The sequence below is a fragment of the Variovorax boronicumulans NBRC 103145 genome (assembly GCF_001591345.1).
GTDB classification, from domain to species: Bacteria; Pseudomonadota; Gammaproteobacteria; order Burkholderiales; family Burkholderiaceae_C; genus Variovorax; species Variovorax boronicumulans.
In genome coordinates, this window is record NZ_BCUS01000072.1 from 15668 (window position 1) to 31512 (window position 15845).

The following is a 15845-nucleotide window of genomic DNA, read 5'->3' on the forward strand; positions in this document are numbered from 1 at the left end:
GTCGGCTCGCGCGTCAGCTCACTCGCGCGTCAGCACGAAGCGCTTCTGAATCCCATCCGCGGCCGAAGGCGCAACCCACAAGTCGAACTCACCCGGTTCGACAACAGGCTTCATGTCCCGCCCCAGAAACTGCAGGTCGTCATTGCCGACAGCGAACTCGACCACCTCCGACGCCCCCGGCGCAATCCGCACCTTGCGGAAATTCTTCAACTCGCGCACCGGCCGCGTCACGCTCGCGGCGCGCTGCGCCAGGTACAGCTGCACCACTTCTTCCGCCTCGCGCGTCCCCGTGTTCGTGACGGTGGCGCGCACGCGCAAGGTCTTGCCCATGGCGAGGCGGTCCGTGCTCAGCTCGACCTGGTCGTAACGCACCGGCGCATAGCCGATGCCGAAACCGAAGGGGTACAGCGCCTCGTTCGTCGCGTCCAGGTAGCGGGTCTTGAAGGCCGTGCCCGGCGCACTTTCGGGCGAGGGGCGGCCGGTGCGCTTGTGGGCGTAGTAGTAGGGCACCTGGCCAGCAGTCTGTGGAAAGCTCACGGGCAGGCGGCCCGAGGGGTTGGCGTCGCCGAACACCACGTCGGCGATCGCGTGGCCGGTCTGCACGCCGAGGAACCAGGTCACGAGAATGGCGCGCGCGTTGCGCACCGCCCCCTTGAGCGCCATCGCGCGGCCATTGCTCAGCAGCACGACCATCGGCTTGCCCGTGGCGGCCACGGCTTCGGCGAGGTCCTGCTGGGCCTGCGGCAGGCCGATGTCGCTGCGCGAGCGCGACTCGCCCGACATCTTCTGGCTCTCGCCGATGGCCAGCACCACCACGTCGGCGTCGCGTGCGGCGGCCACGGCGGCCTCGATGCCGCCGGGCAGCGGCGACTCGACGTTCGCACCGCGCGTGACGGTCAGCCGCGAGGCCTCGGTGCCCAGCGCGGCATGCAGGCCTTCGTCGATGCCCACGGGCGCGGACTGGCCCGGGAACAGGCTCCAGGAGCCCATCAGGTCCTTCGTGCCTTCGGCGAAGGGGCCGATCAGCGCGATCTTCTGCGGGCCGGTTTTCGCGAGCGGCAGCAGCTGGCCCTCGTTCTTCAGCATCACGATGGAGCGGCGCGCGCTCTCGCGGGCCAGTGCGATGAACTCGGGGTTCTCCACGCGCTGTGCGGCCGGCTGGCCGTCGAGGCCGCGCATCGGGTCGTCGAAGAGGCCGAGCTTGAGCTTGACCCGCAGCACGCGCCGCACGGCCTCGTCGAGCCGCGCCATCGGCACCTCGCCCGAGGCCACGAGGTCGGGCAGGTGGCGGATGTACAGGCCGCTTTGCATGCTCACGTCGGTGCCCGCCATGAAGGCCAGCTTGGCGGCCTCGCGGCTGTTGGCGGCGTGGCCGTGCTCGATGAGCTCCTCGTCGGCCGTGTAGTCGGACACCACGAAGCCCTTGAACTTCCATTCGTCGCGCAGCACGCCGGTGAGCAGCGCGGGGTTGGCGGTCGAGGGCACGCCGCCGATCTCGTTGAAGGCGCTCATGACCGACAGCGCGCCCGCATCGAGCGCCGCACGAAACGGCGGCAGGTAGACCTCGCGCAGCGTGCGCTCGGAAATTTCGCTCGTGTTGTAGTCGAGCCCGCCCTCGGCCGCACCGTAGGCCGCGAAGTGCTTGGGCGTGGCCAGCATCGAGTCGGCGTTCGCGAGGCTGCTGCCCTGGAAGCCGCGCACGCGCGCCGCCGCGAACTGGCGCGCCAGGTACGGGTCTTCGCCCACGCCTTCGAGGCCGCGGCCCCAGCGCGCGTCGCGCGCGATGTCGACCATGGGCGCGAAGGTCCAGCGAAAGCCGTCGGCCGTGGCCTCGACCGCCGCCGCGCGCGCGGTGCGCTCGGCCAGCGCGGGCTCCCAGCTCGAGGCCTCGGCCAGCGGCATCGGGAAGATGGTGCGAAAGCCGTGGATCACGTCGGCGCCGAAGATCAGCGGAATGCCCAGCCGCGACTCGCGCACCGCCACCTGCTGCAGCCGCCGCTTGCCTTCGAGGCCGGCGTTGTTGAACAGGCCCGTGAGGCGCCCGTTGCGCACGTCCTCGGTCTCCTGCTGCCCGTTGCGCCAGCCGGCCTGCGGGTTGTTCGGGATGTTGATGTCGGCCGGGCCGTAGAGGCTGAGCTGGCCGGCCTTTTCCTGCAGCGTCATGCGCGCGATCAGCGATTCGATGCGGGCTTCGGTCGCGTCGGAGGGCTGGAGGTCTTTCGGAACGGACGCCGCGATGGCGGGGAGGGAGAGGGCGGACAGGACGAGGGCGAGAACGGCGGCTTTTCGAACATGCATGGCCGCCTATTCTGCAGACAACGCCCGCCCGCCCCGGCCAGCGGGTTTCCGCCCTGGGCGTAGGGCCTTGTCCGACCCCGGCCGCTTCAGGCCATGTCGGTCAGTCCGCGCCCAGCCGCAACCGGCTGGGCAGTCGCTTCTCGATCGCGAACTTCCACAGCGCCGCGCAGCGGAAGATGCCGTGCGCGAACTTGCCGTAGGGCAGCGTGAGAAAGAGCGCCATCACCACGCCCAGGTGCACCGCCAGCAGCAGTGCCATGAAGCGGGTGTCGCGCCAGGCCAGCAGGGCCAGTCCGGTGAGGCTGGTGAGCAACAGCAGCGCGATGAAGCCGCGGTCCATCGGCCGCTGTGCGACGTCGCCGTGCGCCGCATGGCGCCGCAGGTTGAGCCACAGCAGGCCGACAGGGCCGATCACGAGGCCGATGCCGCCCGTGGTGCCCAGCAGCACCGGCAGGCTCGTGAGCGCATAGGGCGCATGCAGGTCGAACAGGTAGTGGTACAGCGTCGCCACGCAGGTGGAGGCGAAGCACAGCATGAAGCCGTAGAAGGTGAAGTGATGGAAGCGTCGGCGCCAGAGCGTGAAGCGGTCGTCTTCGTTGTTGCAGCCTTCGCCATGGCCGCCATCGAGATACTTCAGGCGCAGCGCGTCGTGCGCGGCTTCGGCGCTGGCTGCGCGGCGCACGCCCGGCAGGTCGGGCGCGTTGCCCGGGTCGTTCGCGGGGGAAACCTCGCGCCAGAAGCGGCGCGTGCCCATCGCCAGCGCGAACATCACGAACAGGAACACCGCGCCGAACACCAGCGCGAGGAAGTTGTGCGGAAAGATCGCGTAGAAGTTGCCCGCGAGCGGCGCGTGCACGAGCGAACCCGACATCGCCACGGCCAGCACAAGGAACAGCGCGAGCCCACCCGCCAGTGCCAATGCGACGGTGAGCCCGGCCCGCTTGTAGAGCGCACCCATCGCGGGCGGCCAGGCGTAGTCGTGGTAGGTCTGCAAGCGCACCTGCGCCATCGCCTGTGGCACGTTCACGGCGAACTCGTGCGGCGGTGCGTACTGGCAGGCATGCAGGCAGGCGCCGCAGTTGTGGCACAGGTTGGCGAGGTAGTGCGTGTCGGCCTTGCCGAACTCGAGCCGGCGCGTCATGGCGGGGAACACGGCGCAGAAGCCTTCGCAGTAGCGGCAGGCGTTGCAGATCTGCAGGATGCGCGCGACCTCGCCCTCGGAAGCAGTCAGCGGCAGGGCGGGCTGGATCGGGATGACGCGCTGCGATGGCGACGGGTTGCTGCCGATGCCATCGGCGTTCGCACGGGCGCGTGCGACGAGGTCAGTGAGCTGCTGCAAGGGCGGTCTCCGGGGAATTCTTCGAAATGTTCTTGGCGGCCTTCGCTGCCTGAGTGCCGGCGATGCGCCCGAAGGCCGTGCCGATGCTCATGCCCACGCCGGCCGTGTAGCCCTGGCCCAGCACGTTGCCGGCCATCATTTCGCCGGCCACGAAGAGGTTGGGGCTGGGTCGGCCGCCGAAGCGCACGGCGGCGGTCTCGTCCACCTTCAAACCCAGGTACGTGAAGGTGATGCCGGGGCGCAGCGGATACGCATGGAAGGGCGCCGTGTCGATGGGGCGCGCCCAGTGCGTCTTGGCGGGCGCGAGGCCTTCGGTGTGGCAGTCGTCCAGCGCCGTGTGATCGAAGCGGCCGACGCGGCAGGCGGCGTTGTAGTCCTGCACGGTGCGCACGAAGGTGGCTTCGTCCAGGCCGATCTTCTGCGCGAGTTCGCCGAGCGTGTTGGCCTGCGTGCCGGGAAACACCGGCGGCATGAAGCGCCCGACCGCCTGCTGGTCGATGACCGACCAGGCGATCTGCCCCGGCTGCTGCGCCACGAGCCGGCCCCAGATCGCATAGCGCTTGGGCCAGAAGTCTTCGCCCTCGTCGTAGAAGCGCTGCGCGTCGCGGTTGACCACCACGCCGAGCGAGACGCAATCGATGCGCGTGCAGATGCCGCCGTTGTACAGCGGCGCGCGCGCGTCGATGGCCACCATGTGGCCCTGCGACGGATCGCCGATGCTGTCGGCGCCCGCGGCGATCATGTGCCTGAGCAGCACGCCCTGGTTGAAGCGCGTGCCGCGGATCAGGAAGTTGTCGGCCGGCCATTCGCCGCGTTCGTTTTGCCCCCAGGCTTCGCGCAGCCATTCGCGGTTCGATTCGAAGCCGCCCGAGGCGAGCACGCAGCTCCTGGCCGCGATGCGCTCGCCGGCCTCGGTGCGCACGGCCACGAAGCGCTCGCCGTCGAGTTCGACCGAGGCCACGGGCGTGTCGTAGCGGATCTGCACGCCGATCGCTTCGGCGCTGCGGTAGTAGGCGTTGACGAGCGCCTTGCCGCCGCCCATGAAGAAGGCATTGGTGCGCGCCACATGCAGCGCACCCGACAGCGGCGGCTGGAAGCGCACGCCGTGGCGGCGCATCCAGTCGCGGCAGTTCGACGAGGCGCGGATCACGAGGCGGGCGAGGTGCTCGTCGGTGAGGCCGCCGGTCACCTTCAGCAGGTCTTGCCAGTACTCCTCTTCAGGGTAGGCCTCGACCAGCACGTCCTGCGGCGCGTCGTGCATGCAGCGCAGGTTGCGGGTGTGCTGCGAATTGCCGCCGCGCCATGCCTTGGGCGAGGCTTCCAGCAGCAGCACCGAAGCGCCGGCCTCGCGCGCCATCAGCGCGGCGCACAGCGCGGCATTGCCGCCACCGACAACCAGTACGTCTATCACTCGTGGGTCTCCTTGGAATGCAGGAGACTTTAGGGAGCACGGCCTTCACGCGAAAGGCCGAAAGAGGCAACAGGTGTTCAGCTTTCGAGAAGACTTGCACCCGCCCAGCGGCCTTCGCTGACCAGTGTGCGCGCCGTTTCGGCGACCACCACGCGCGCGGCCAGCGCGGCGGGCGAGAGCTCGTCGTCCGACAGGCTCACGAGCAGGTTGCGGCGCCCCACGTGGGCATCGGCAATCTGCGTGAGCGCGAGGTCGTCGCCGTCGTGCCGCGCGGTGGCGGCGCCGGGCTGGATGGTGGCGCCGTGGCCGGCGCGCACCGCGTCCATCAGCAGCGCCAGGCCGTCGACCTCGGCCACGATGCGCGGCGCCACGCGCGCCCGTGCAAAGGCGGCCATCAGCGTGGCGCGCAGGCCGTGGCTGCCGCTGGGCAGGATCAGTGGCACTTCGGCCAGCTGCGACAGGCGCACCTTCTTGCCGGTGGGGCGCGGCGTGAGGGTGGGCGAGGCGATCACGAAGAGCTTTTCAGCCAGCAGCGGCGACACGCTCCAGCGCCGTGGCGTGTCGGTCTGGAACAGCACGGCCAGGTCGAGCTGGCGCGCGTGCAGCATGGTCGTGAGGTGGCCCGACAGTGCCTCGACCATGTGCAGCCGCACCTCGGGGTAGCGCGCCTGCATGGCCTGCATCAGCGGCACGCCCAGCACGGTGGCGGTGGTGGGCGCCAGGCCCACGCTCACATGGCCTGAGAGCCGCGCCTGCTGCGCCGCGCGCACGGCGTCGTCGGCGTGGCGCAGGGTGAGCTGCGCCTGGTGCAGGAAGGCCAGGCCGGCGTCGGTGGGCATGACACCGGTCGAATGGCGGCGCAGCAGGCGGGTCGAGAGTTCGCTTTCGAGCCGGCTGATCTGCTGGCTCAGCGCCGAGGTGACCACCCCCAGCTCCACCGCCGCGCGGCCCATGCTGCGCAGCTCGCAGACCTTGACGAAGTAGCGCAGTTGTCTCAGTTCCATGCGCGCATCATGGCGCAGGCACCGGGGTGGGTTGACCGCGCCGCAGCAACAGCCATCCGAACAGTGGGGCGGTGATGTACATCACGACCGAGTAGATGGCAGCCGGCAGCGCGAGCGGAAAGCTCCCGAGCACGCTCACCGCGATGAAGATGGCGAGCGTCGAGTTGTGGATGCCGATCTCGTAGCTGATGGCGGTGGCCAGCGGCTTGTCCAGGCCGGCGGCGCGGCTCAGGTAGTAGCCCGCCAGCAGGCTCACGAGGTTGAACAGCAGCACCGGCACGCCGATCTCGGCGAAGGTGGTGGTGATGTTCTTCCACTCGTTGGCAATGGCGAGCACCGTGACCACCGCGAGCACCACGGCGCTGAAAATCTTGGTCGGCTTTTCCATGCGCGCCGCGAAGCCGGGCTTTCGCGACGCGACGACCATGCCGATGGCCACCGGCACCAGCACGATGGCGATCACCTCGACCAGCTTGCGCGTCTGCAGCGGCACCACCTGGCCGCTTTGCGCGAAATGGCCGATGGCCCAGTTGGCGATGAGCGGCAGCGTGACGATCGACAGCAGCGTGTTCACGGCCGTGAGCGAGATGTTCATCGCCACGTTGCCGCCGAACAGGTGCGAGAACAGGTTGGCCGAGATGCCGCCCGGCGAGGCCGCCAGCAGCATGAGCCCGATGGCGAACACCGGCGACAGGCCGAAGCCCACGATGATCGCGTAGCAGGCCAGCGGCAGGCCGATGACCTGCAGCACGAGCGCGATGGTCACGGCCTTCGGGTGCTTGAACAGGCGCCGGAAATCCTCGAGCGAGAGCGACAGCCCCAGCCCGAACATCACGAGCGCGAGCGCGCCGAACAGGAACCGGGTCACGATGAGCGTGGTGTCCATGCGGTGGTGTCTCCTCTTGGGTTCTTCTGCTTAAAAAAATGGCTGCCGGCACCCGTCGCGCGGGCGCTGGCAGCCGTACAAAACCGGGATCGACGCGTCTTATTGTTTGTAGCTGTCGTCGATGCGGTCGAGTTTGCGGATCAGCGAAGGCCAGACGAACATGCCGCCCAGGCCGCCGCTTTGCACCTTCATGGCCTGGCCCACGCCGTCGATGATCCTCGGGTCCACGTGCGTGAGTTCACCGCCGCCGGCCTGCGCGGCGATCTGGATCTGGCAGGTGTTCTCGAAGGTGTACATCGAAAGGAAGGCGTCGGCAATGGTCTTGCCGCAGGTCAGCAGGCCGTGGTTGCGCAGCATGAGGAAGTTGGCACTACCCATGTCGGCCTGCAGGCGCGGCTTCTCGTCGTCGCGGAAGGCCACGCCTTCGTAGTCGTGGTAGGCCAGCGAGGCCAGCACGAAGGTCGACTGCTGGCTGATGGGCAGCACGCCGTTCTTCTGCGCGCTCACGGCGATGCCGGCCCGGGTGTGGGTGTGCAGCACGCACTGGATGTCCTCGCGCGCGGCATGCACGGCGCTGTGGATCACGAAGCCGGCCGGGTTCACGGGGTAGGGCGAGTCGATGATCTTGTTGCACTGCTGGTCGACCTTGACCAGGCTCGAGGCCGTGATCTCGTCGAACATCAGGCCGTAAGGGTTGATCAGGAAGTGGTGCTCGGGGCCAGGCACGCGCGCGCTGATGTGCGTGAAGACGAGGTCGCTCCAGCCGTACAGCGCCACCAGGCGGTAGCAGGCGGCGAGGTCGACGCGCAGCTGCCATTCTTCGGCGGAGACGAGCTTCTGGATTTCGGAGGCGGAGGTGGCGTTCATGGGGGTGTGTCCTTTGTCTTGATCAAGCGGCGGTCGGCTCTTGCAGCACCGTCTTGTAGACGCTCTGCTTGGGCTGCGCCATCAGGCGGCGCAGCATGGGCTCGAACTCGCTGATGGGCAGGGTCTCGGCCTTCGGGTCGAAGGCCGGGTTGTCGTAGAGCGCGCAGAACTCGGCCGTGCGCTCGTAGTGCGGGTGGTCCTTGAAGCTGTCGCGCATGTCGCGGTCCAGCCCGATGTGGTGGAAGAAGTAGTGGCCCTGGAAGATGCCGTGGTTCTGCACCATCCAGTGGTTGGCCTCGCTCACGAAGGGCTTGAGGATGGCGGCGGCGATGTCGGGGTGGTTGAAGCTGCCCAGCGTGTCGCCGATGTCGTGCAGCAGCGCGCACACCACATACTCCTCGTCGCGGCCGTCGCGCAGCGCGCGCGTGGCGGTCTGCAGCGAGTGCGTGTAGCGATCGACCGGAAAGCCGCCGTAGTCGCCTTCGAGGATCTGCAGGTGCTTGATCACGCGCGCGGGCAGGCCGCCCGCGAACTGCATGAACTCGCCGCCGATCAGTTGCCAGTCTTCGCGCGTGCTGTCCTGCATGCGCTTGAAACTTGCCCGTGCGTTCATCGTGTGGGGTCTCCGTTCTTGGGGGGATGGCGGCCACTGTAGACCTGCGCTTGACCTTCAACTGTCAAGAATTTGACAATGCGAGGTTCTGGTAAACCCGCCTCAGGCGCCTTTTTCCCCTCCATGGCCACCTCGACCAAGCCGCGCCTGTCGGCCGCGCACCGCGCCGCGCTCGACGGCAACCCCTGGTTCACCAGCATGCCGCGTGCGCAGCGCGATGCGCTGCTGGGCGCGGCCGAGCTGCTGCATGTGCGGCGCGGCACCATGGTGTTTCGCCAGGGCGATCCGATCCATGCGGCGGGCGGCGGCTTCTATGGGCTGGTGGCGGGCACGATCAAGATCTCGTCGTTGCGCCAGGACGGGCGCGAGGCCATCCTGGCGGTGCTGGAGCCGGGCAACTGGTTCGGCGAGATCACGCTCATCGACGGCTCGCCGCGCACGCACGACGCCACTGCGCTCGAAGCGCTCGACCTGCTGGTGGTGCCGCCCGAGGCCTTCGTGCGGCAGATGCGCGACGTGGTGTTTTCCAACGCCATCGCCGCCATGCTGGCCGCGCGCGTGCGCATGCTCTACGGCCTGGCCGAAGACGCCACCTTGCGCAGCCTGCGCGCGCGCGTGGCGCACCGGCTGCTGGTGCTGGCGCGCGGCGACGCCACGCAGTCGGTGCACCTGCGGCACGAACTCATGCTGTCGCAGGAGGCGCTGGCCATGATGCTCGGCGTGACGCGCCAGACGCTGTCCAAGGAGCTCAACGCGCTGGCCACCGAGGGCGTGGTGTCGCTGGGCTACGGGCGCATCGAGCTGCTGTCGCTCGAGGCGCTGCAGGGGCTGGTGCGCACCGGCTGAGGGTCTTGTCACAGCGCGGGCAGGGCGCAGGCGTATAAGACCTTCCCGGCCCGCCATTCGGGCGGCCCGGCTTCTCGTTCTCTCTGTCCACGTTTTTCAACGGAAGGTGGCGAATCATGAGCAACAACAAACCGACGGTCGTCCTGGTCCATGGTTTCTGGGGTGGTGCGGCGCACTGGCACAACGTCATCGTGGAGCTGCTGCGCAAGGGCCACACGGCCATCCGCGCGGTCGAGCTGCCGCTGACCTCGCTGGCCGACGATGCCGAGCGCACGCGCAAGATGGTGGCGCAGGTGCAGGGGCCGGTCTTGCTGGTCGGCCACTCGTACGGCGGCGCGGTGATCACGCAGGCCGGCGACCTGCCCAACGTGGTCGGGCTGGTCTACATCGCCGCCTTCGCACCCGACGCGGGCGAAAGCCCCGGCGGCATCACGCAGGAGCACCCGCCCGTGGCCGTGCCCAACCTGGCACCCGACAGCGACGGCTACCTGTGGGTGATTCCCGAGAAATACCACGAGAGCTTCTGCCAGGACCTGAGCGCCGAAGAAGGCCTGGTGATGGGCCTGACGCAGAAGGCGCCGCTGGCCAGCACCTTCGGCGACACCATCACGGCGCCGGCCTGGAAGAAGAAGCCGTCGTGGTACCAGATCTCGAGCGAGGACCGCATGATCTCGCCCGTGAACCAGGAGCGCATGTCGGCGCGCCTGGGCGCGAAGAAGGTCATCACGCTGGCGGCCAGCCACGCCTCGCTGGCCTCGCAGCCGCAGGCCGTGGCGGCGCTCATCGACGAAGCCGCGAGCGCTGCCTGAGGCCGGCTACGCGCGGTGCCCGGCGCGCTGCGCAGCCGTCGGGCGGGCCCGCCAGCCGAGGAGCGCCACGGCGCAGGCCGCCGCGACCACGATCGCCACGGCCACGCCCATCACCGAGAAGAAGGCTTGGTCGAAGGCCGTGTGTGCGAGCGCCACGAGCTGCGAGGCGATGGGCGCGGGCAGCGTCTCGGCGGCCAGCAGCGCGGCGTCGATGCTGTCGCCGGCCGAGGCCGGCACGGCCAGGCTGTCTGGAATGACCAGCGCGGCGGTGTAGCTCGCCGAGAGCACGCTGCCCAGCAGCGCGATGCCCAGCACGCCACCGAGTTCGTACGACACCTCTTCGATCGACGCCGCCATGCCGGCGTGTTCCACGGGCGCGTTGTTCATGACCGCGTTCGACGCCGCCGTGATGGTCGCGCCCACGCCCAGCCCCAGCAGCACCAGGATCGCCGGCTTGAGCAGGCCCCCGGCATCGACCGCCAGTGCCAGCGCGCACAGCGCCAGCGCCGTGGTCACGAGGCCGCCCAGGATGACGGGGCGCGAGCCGATGCGCGCCAGCAGCAGGCCCGCGAGCGGCCCCGCCACGAAGGCGGCCAGCGGCAGCGGCAGCAGGGTGAGGCCCGCCTGCAGCGGGGTGAGTCCGACCACCAGCTGCAGGCGCTGGCTGAACACCAGCTCGACACCGATCAGCGCCACCGAGGCCACGATGGCCGCAATCACGCCGCCCGAGAAGTAGGCGTTGCGGAACAGGCGGAAGTCGATCAGCGGCGCGCTGCTGCGCCGCTGGCGCCGCACGAAGAGGGTCATGGCCACCGCGGCCAGCACGCCGGTGATGGCGGCTGTCGTGACCGAGGGCGCGAACTTCGTGAGCTCCTTGATGGTCAGCACGAGGAAGACCAGCCCCGCCAGCACCTGCACCGAGCCGATGAAGTCCCACGGGCGCGTGCCGGTGTTCTTCTGCGTCGGCAGCAGCCACAGGGCCAGCACCAGCGCGAGCACCACCACGGGCACGTTGATGAGAAACACAGAACCCCACCAGAAGTATTCGAGCAGCACGCCGCCCACGACCGGTCCGAGCGCCGCGCCGCCCGAGGCCACCGAGGCCCACACGCCGATGGCCACCGCGCGCTCGCGCTCGTCGGTGAACACCAGCCGCAGGATCGCCAGCGTGGCCGGCATCATCATCGACGCGCCCACGCCCAGCAGCGCCCGCGCGGCGATCAGTACGGCCGGGTTCGGCGCGTAGGCCGCGCACAGCGAGGCGATGCCGAACACGGCCAGGCCCGCGACGAACATGCGCCGGTAGCCCACGCGGTCGCCCAGCGCGCCCATGCCCAGCAGGAAACCGGAGACGACCACGGTGTAGGCGTTGAGGATCCAGAGCTTCTCGGTGGCCGAGGCGGCCAGGTCGTGCGTGAGCGTGGGCAGTGCCGTGTAGAGCACGGTCATGTCGACCACGATCAGCAGCAGCGCCATCGAGACGATGCCGAGCGTGATCCATTTCTTGGCGGTGGGGTTCAAGCCGTTCATGGCGTGGCCCTCCGGTCGTGCGGCTGTGCGATGGTGCCGTCCAGTTCCTTGAGCATCGTCACCGAGACCGTCGTGCAGCCGCGTGCGTGGAAGAAGTCGTGCGCACGCGCGTTGCCGATGCCGCTTTCGAGAAAGAGGCGCTGGATGCCGAGGCGTTGCAGCTCGGCGCAGACCCAGTCGAACAGCCGGCCGCCCAGGCCCATGCCCTGGAAGCGCGCGTCGACGACCAGGTCGTCGAGCGTTGCGAAGCTGCGCGCGGCGCTGCGGCTGTCGTCGATGGACACCAGCGCGAAGCCGGCCAGTGCGCCATCGGTTCGCGCGACGGCCACGCGCGCGGTGGCGATGGCCGGGTCCAGCGCCAGGGTCTCGCGCACTTGCGTCATGAAGACGGCGGGCAGGTCGGCGCGCCATTCGCCGGGGGCCACGGCGCGCTGCTCCTGCAGTTCCGAGTGGGAGATGTAGGCAGGGGAAAGTTGCTGCAGGAACAGGGCGGTCAACGCCTGCGCCTGGGAAGGATCGCTGCACCAGCTCAGTTCGAACGCCGGTGTCGTCTTGTTGTTTGCATTCGTCATGGCGCCATGTTGCGCCATTAAAATGAATGAATAAAGATGAAATCCATCTGATAAATAGATGAGTGGGTGGCCGAAATGGAATGGACCGTCGACCAATTGCGCCAGTTCGTGACGACCGCCGAGTGCGGCTCGTTCTCGGCCGCGGCGCGCCACCTGGGCAAGGCCCAGTCGGCCGTGAGCACCGCCATCGGGCTGCTCGAGGTCGACCTCGGCGTGGCCCTGTTCGACCGCTCGCGCCGCAACGCGCAGCTGTCGGACGCGGGCCGAGTGCTGCTGCTGGAGGCGCGCGAACTGCTGCGGCAGGCCGAGCAGCTCGACCAGCGCGCCCGCTCGCTGCACGAAGGCGACGAGGCCGCGCTGTCGCTGGCGCTGGACGAGGCCCTGCCGTACACCGCCATCGGCACGCTGATGCGCGAGCTGTCGGTGAAGTTTCCGAGCCTCGAGCTCACGCTGCTCAACGGCACCGCGACCGAGGTGGCCGACTACGTCGAGCAGGAGCGCGCCAGTGTGGCCTTTCACTTCGACCGCGGCCCGGTGCGCGCGAGCTTCGACCAGCGCCACATCGGCAGCGTGCGCCAGGGCGTGTTCGTGGCCAGCGACCATCCGCTGGCCGACGGGCGCACGGTGCGGCGCCAGGACCTGGCGCGGCAACGCCAGTTGCTGATGCACGCGGACGATGTGCACGAGGTGGCCTACAGCCCGCGCGTGTGGCGCTCCGACAGCTTCTACAGCACGGCCGAGATGGTGGCCGACAACCTGGGCTGGGCCGTGCTGCCCATCAACATCGCGCGCTACGAGGGCTTCAGCAAGGCGCTGAAGGAAGTGCCTTGCCCGTCGCTGGCCTTGCCGCGGCTGTCGGTGCGCATGCTGTGGCTGCAGGGGCGCCCGCTCGGCGCGACGGCGCTGTATGTGCAGCAGCGCTTCACCGAGCTGCTGCGCGACGCCGCCGTGTGACGCGCGTCAGCGCAGGACGCGGCCGTCGGCCGAGATGCTGATGAGGTCGATGCTGCGCACGTTGTCGCGCAGGCCCGGGCGCAGGTTGATGCGGAAGCCGCCCACGTCGTAGTCGGTCATCGCCGTCATCGTGCGCTGCAGGGTGGCGGTGTTGAAGCCGCGGCCCGCGCGGCGCACGGCCTCGCCCGCGGCCTTGGCGGCGATGAAGCCCTCGAGCCCTTCGTACGACGCGGTCTGGTCGGAGTTGTCGACCGCCGCGAGGTACTCCTTGACGATCGGAATGGCCGAGGGGCGCGGCGAGGGCACCACCTGCGAGATCACGATGCCGCCGATGTCCTTGCCCAGCTCGGCGTAGAGCGGGTCGATGCCGACGATCGAGAAGGCCATGAAGTTGCCCGTGTAGCCGCTCTTGCGCAGCTTGCGGATGGCACCGGCCGTGGTGCCCGAGAGCGACACCAGCACGATGGCCTGGGGCGTCTGCTGCTGCACGGTCTTCAGCGCGGCGTCGAGCTTGTCGGCGCCCGCGGGCACCAGCGCGCTGGCGACCAGCGGTGGCAGCTTGAGTTCGGTGACGGCCTGCTGCACGGCGGCCAGGCCGGCGCGGCCCATGGCGTCGTCGTCGCCCACCAGCGCAATGCGCTGTTGCCCCACGGTGGCGCACTGGCGCACGATCTTGAGGGCCTCGTCGATCATGCCGGGGCGCACATGGAACACGTTCGGATGCTCGGGGCCGCGCAGCGTGTCGGACGCGGCAAAGGGCGCGAACAGCAGGCTGCCCTGCTGCGTGGCGACCTTGGCGCCGGCCTCGCTGCTGGCGGTGCCGACAAAGCCGAACAGCATGTCGGCCTTGTTCGCGCCCAGCAGCGTGCGGGCGTTGGTGGTGGCGCGCGCGGCGTCGTAGCCGTCGTCCAGTTGCAGCAGCTTCAGCTGCAGGCCGGAGGCGGCGTTGCGCGTGTTGAAGTCGCTCACGGCGAGCCGGCTGCCGGCCGCGAAGGCGTTGCCGATCTCGTTGGCGCTGCCGGTGAGCGGCACCGACTGGCCGAGCAGGACGACGCGGGCCCCGGCGGCGGACGGGCGTGGCGTCTGTGCCAGCAAGGGACGGGTGATGCCGAGGCCGCTTCCCAGAAGCAGCATTGCGGAGGCTTTTCCCAGCCATGTCCTGCGAGACGCGTTCATTGGCTACCTTTTGCTAACAATAGTAAAAAAGTGTAGCAATTTCGAGGCCAGGGCGGAAGGCGCGGGTGCTCCAGAATTGCCCTGATGAAAACAACTGTGTCCTGGGTTCTGGGAGGGATGTGCGCGGCGCTCGCCGGGTGCGTGGTGCCGCCCCCATCGAAGGTGGTGGAAAAGGCGCTGCCCGCGCCGGAGGTCTTTGTGCCCGTGGCTGCGCCGCAGCCGCCGCAACCGAGGATCGAGCCGCCGCCCCTGCCGCCGCCATCGACGATCGAGCCGCCACCGCTGCCACTGGCGGGGCCGCCGATGGCATTGCCGCCGGGGCCGACCCTCATGGCGGCGCCGCGCGCCGATCCGCGCGTTGCGGCGGACGCTGTCGTGACGGAGCCGGTGATCCGCCAGCGCCGATATCCCAGCTACCCGTCCGCGCTGGTGGAAGAGGGCATCGAGGGCCTGGTGGTCACGGCCTTCTTCGTCGGGGTGGATGGCAAGCCCGAAGACATCCGCGTCGAACGCTCGCCGCACCCGCTGCTGTCGCAGGCGGCGACCGATTCGCTCAAGGGATGGCACTTCGACCCGGCGCGCACCGCGGACGGGCGTGCGGTGCGCGCCCGCATGCGGCTGCCGTTCCGCTTCAAGCTCGTCGAGTGAGCGGGGGAAGGTGACGCGCGCTCAGGCGCGTTTTTCGAACACCAGGTCCCACACGCCGTGGCCCAGCTTGAGGCCGCGGTTCTCGAACTTGGTGAGCGGGCGGTACGCCGGCTTGGGCGCGTAGCCGGTGTCCGGCGCGGTGTTGCGCAGCAGCGGCTCGGCGCCCAGCACTTCGAGCATCTGCTCGGCGTAGGGCTGCCAGTCGGTGGCGCAGTGGATGTAGCCGCCGGGGCGCAGGTGCTGCGCCAGCTTGGTCACGAACTCGGGCTGGATCAGGCGGCGCTTGTTGTGGCGCTTCTTGTGCCACGGGTCGGGAAAGAACACGTGCACGCCGGCCAGCGTGCCGGGCTGCAGCATGTGGTCGATCACGTCGACCGCGTCGTGCGCGCAGATGCGGATGTTCGAGATCGACTGCTCGCCGATGCGCTTGAGCAGCGCGCCCACGCCGGGCTCGTGCACCTCGCAGCACAGGAAGTTGGTCTCGGGCAGCACCGTGGCGATGTGGGCCGTGGCCTCACCCATGCCGAAGCCGATCTCCAGCACCGTCGGGCCCACGCGGCCACCGAAGGCCGCCGTGAGGTCGAGCCGCTCGGGCGTGTAGGGCACGAGGAACAGCGGGCCCAGCTCGGCGAAGGCGCGGGCCTGGCCGTCGGTGGTGCGGCCGGCGCGCTTCACGAAGCTCTTGAGGCGGCGGTGCAGCGGATGCGGCTTGCCGTCGGTGGCGTCGTCTTCGGGGGATGCGGGCAGGTCGTCGCCGGGCGGGAGGTCGTTGGACACGGTGTCGGGAATGTTCATGAGGGCCGCGAATTGTAGAGATCGCGCCATTCGGGCACCCAGCCGGCCAGGGCGGCGGTGCAGTGGCCTGCGGCCGCGGGGCGCAGGCCGAGGGCGT

Annotated in this window: 15 protein-coding genes; 4 read left to right on the top strand and 11 right to left on the bottom strand. The window is 69.4% G+C overall.

Features of this window, described 5'->3' with window-relative positions:
- Positions 1–18: 18 nt before the first annotated feature.
- The 7 genes from VBO01S_RS19960 to VBO01S_RS19990 all read right to left on the bottom strand — a co-directional run bounded on the left by VBO01S_RS19960 (position 19) and on the right by VBO01S_RS19990 (position 8418).
- Positions 19–2298 (bottom strand): glycoside hydrolase family 3 N-terminal domain-containing protein, encoded by a 2280-nt coding sequence (locus VBO01S_RS19960; protein WP_062478335.1) that lies wholly within the window; start codon positions 2296–2298, stop codon positions 19–21.
- A gap of 100 nt (positions 2299–2398) precedes the next feature.
- The gene (tcuB, locus tag VBO01S_RS19965; RefSeq protein WP_062478338.1) at positions 2399–3637 is read right to left on the bottom strand and encodes a tricarballylate utilization 4Fe-4S protein TcuB; all 1239 of its coding nucleotides are present in this window, start codon (positions 3635–3637) and stop codon (positions 2399–2401) included.
- Positions 3621–5048, bottom strand: a complete 1428-nt coding sequence (tcuA, locus tag VBO01S_RS19970) for an FAD-dependent tricarballylate dehydrogenase TcuA (RefSeq protein ID WP_062478340.1) — start codon at positions 5046–5048, stop codon at positions 3621–3623. The genes tcuB and tcuA overlap by 17 nt, the downstream gene beginning before the upstream one ends.
- A gap of 77 nt (positions 5049–5125) precedes the next feature.
- The gene (locus VBO01S_RS19975; RefSeq protein ID WP_062478343.1) at positions 5126–6052 is read right to left on the bottom strand and encodes a LysR family transcriptional regulator; all 927 of its coding nucleotides are present in this window, start codon (positions 6050–6052) and stop codon (positions 5126–5128) included.
- A gap of 7 nt (positions 6053–6059) precedes the next feature.
- Positions 6060–6938 (bottom strand): bile acid:sodium symporter family protein, encoded by an 879-nt coding sequence (locus VBO01S_RS19980; RefSeq protein WP_062478346.1) that lies wholly within the window; start codon positions 6936–6938, stop codon positions 6060–6062.
- Between the two features lie 99 nt (positions 6939–7037).
- On the bottom strand, positions 7038–7805 hold the full coding sequence (locus VBO01S_RS19985) for a class II aldolase/adducin family protein (RefSeq protein ID WP_062478349.1): 768 nt from the start codon (positions 7803–7805) through the stop codon (positions 7038–7040).
- Between the two features lie 22 nt (positions 7806–7827).
- Complete coding sequence (locus VBO01S_RS19990) at positions 7828–8418, bottom strand: HD domain-containing protein (protein WP_062478352.1); 591 nt, start codon at positions 8416–8418, stop codon at positions 7828–7830.
- A 123-nt stretch (positions 8419–8541) separates the two neighbouring features.
- Here VBO01S_RS19990 and VBO01S_RS19995 point away from each other — a divergent pair, with 123 nt between their 5' ends.
- Positions 8542–9264, top strand: coding sequence for a Crp/Fnr family transcriptional regulator (locus VBO01S_RS19995; RefSeq protein ID WP_062478356.1), 723 nt, complete (start codon positions 8542–8544; stop codon positions 9262–9264).
- A gap of 116 nt (positions 9265–9380) precedes the next feature.
- Positions 9381–10073, top strand: a complete 693-nt coding sequence (locus VBO01S_RS20000) for an alpha/beta hydrolase (protein WP_062478359.1) — start codon at positions 9381–9383, stop codon at positions 10071–10073.
- A 6-nt stretch (positions 10074–10079) separates the two neighbouring features.
- Here VBO01S_RS20000 and VBO01S_RS20005 read toward each other — a convergent pair whose 3' ends face one another.
- Positions 10080–11603: an MFS transporter gene (locus VBO01S_RS20005; protein ID WP_062478362.1), complete on the bottom strand. Its 1524-nt coding sequence runs from the start codon at positions 11601–11603 to the stop codon at positions 10080–10082.
- Positions 11600–12175: a GNAT family N-acetyltransferase gene (locus VBO01S_RS20010; RefSeq protein ID WP_169805066.1), complete on the bottom strand. Its 576-nt coding sequence runs from the start codon at positions 12173–12175 to the stop codon at positions 11600–11602. The genes VBO01S_RS20005 and VBO01S_RS20010 overlap by 4 nt, the downstream gene beginning before the upstream one ends.
- Before the next feature lie 75 nt (positions 12176–12250).
- Here VBO01S_RS20010 and VBO01S_RS20015 point away from each other — a divergent pair, with 75 nt between their 5' ends.
- The gene (locus tag VBO01S_RS20015) at positions 12251–13129 is read left to right on the top strand and encodes a LysR family transcriptional regulator (RefSeq protein WP_062478369.1); all 879 of its coding nucleotides are present in this window, start codon (positions 12251–12253) and stop codon (positions 13127–13129) included.
- A 6-nt stretch (positions 13130–13135) separates the two neighbouring features.
- Here VBO01S_RS20015 and VBO01S_RS20020 read toward each other — a convergent pair whose 3' ends face one another.
- Entirely contained in the window at positions 13136–14305 is a 1170-nt protein-coding gene (locus VBO01S_RS20020; RefSeq protein ID WP_062478372.1) for an ABC transporter substrate-binding protein, read from the bottom strand.
- Positions 14306–14389: 84 nt separating this feature from the next.
- Between VBO01S_RS20020 and VBO01S_RS20025 the strand changes: the two genes are divergently transcribed.
- Positions 14390–14953, top strand: a complete 564-nt coding sequence (locus tag VBO01S_RS20025; protein ID WP_082818208.1) for an energy transducer TonB — start codon at positions 14390–14392, stop codon at positions 14951–14953.
- 21 nt (positions 14954–14974) lie between these two features.
- Here VBO01S_RS20025 and trmB read toward each other — a convergent pair whose 3' ends face one another.
- Entirely contained in the window at positions 14975–15748 is a 774-nt protein-coding gene (trmB, locus tag VBO01S_RS20030) for a tRNA (guanosine(46)-N7)-methyltransferase TrmB (RefSeq protein WP_062478378.1), read from the bottom strand.
- Positions 15749–15845 lie beyond the last annotated feature (97 nt).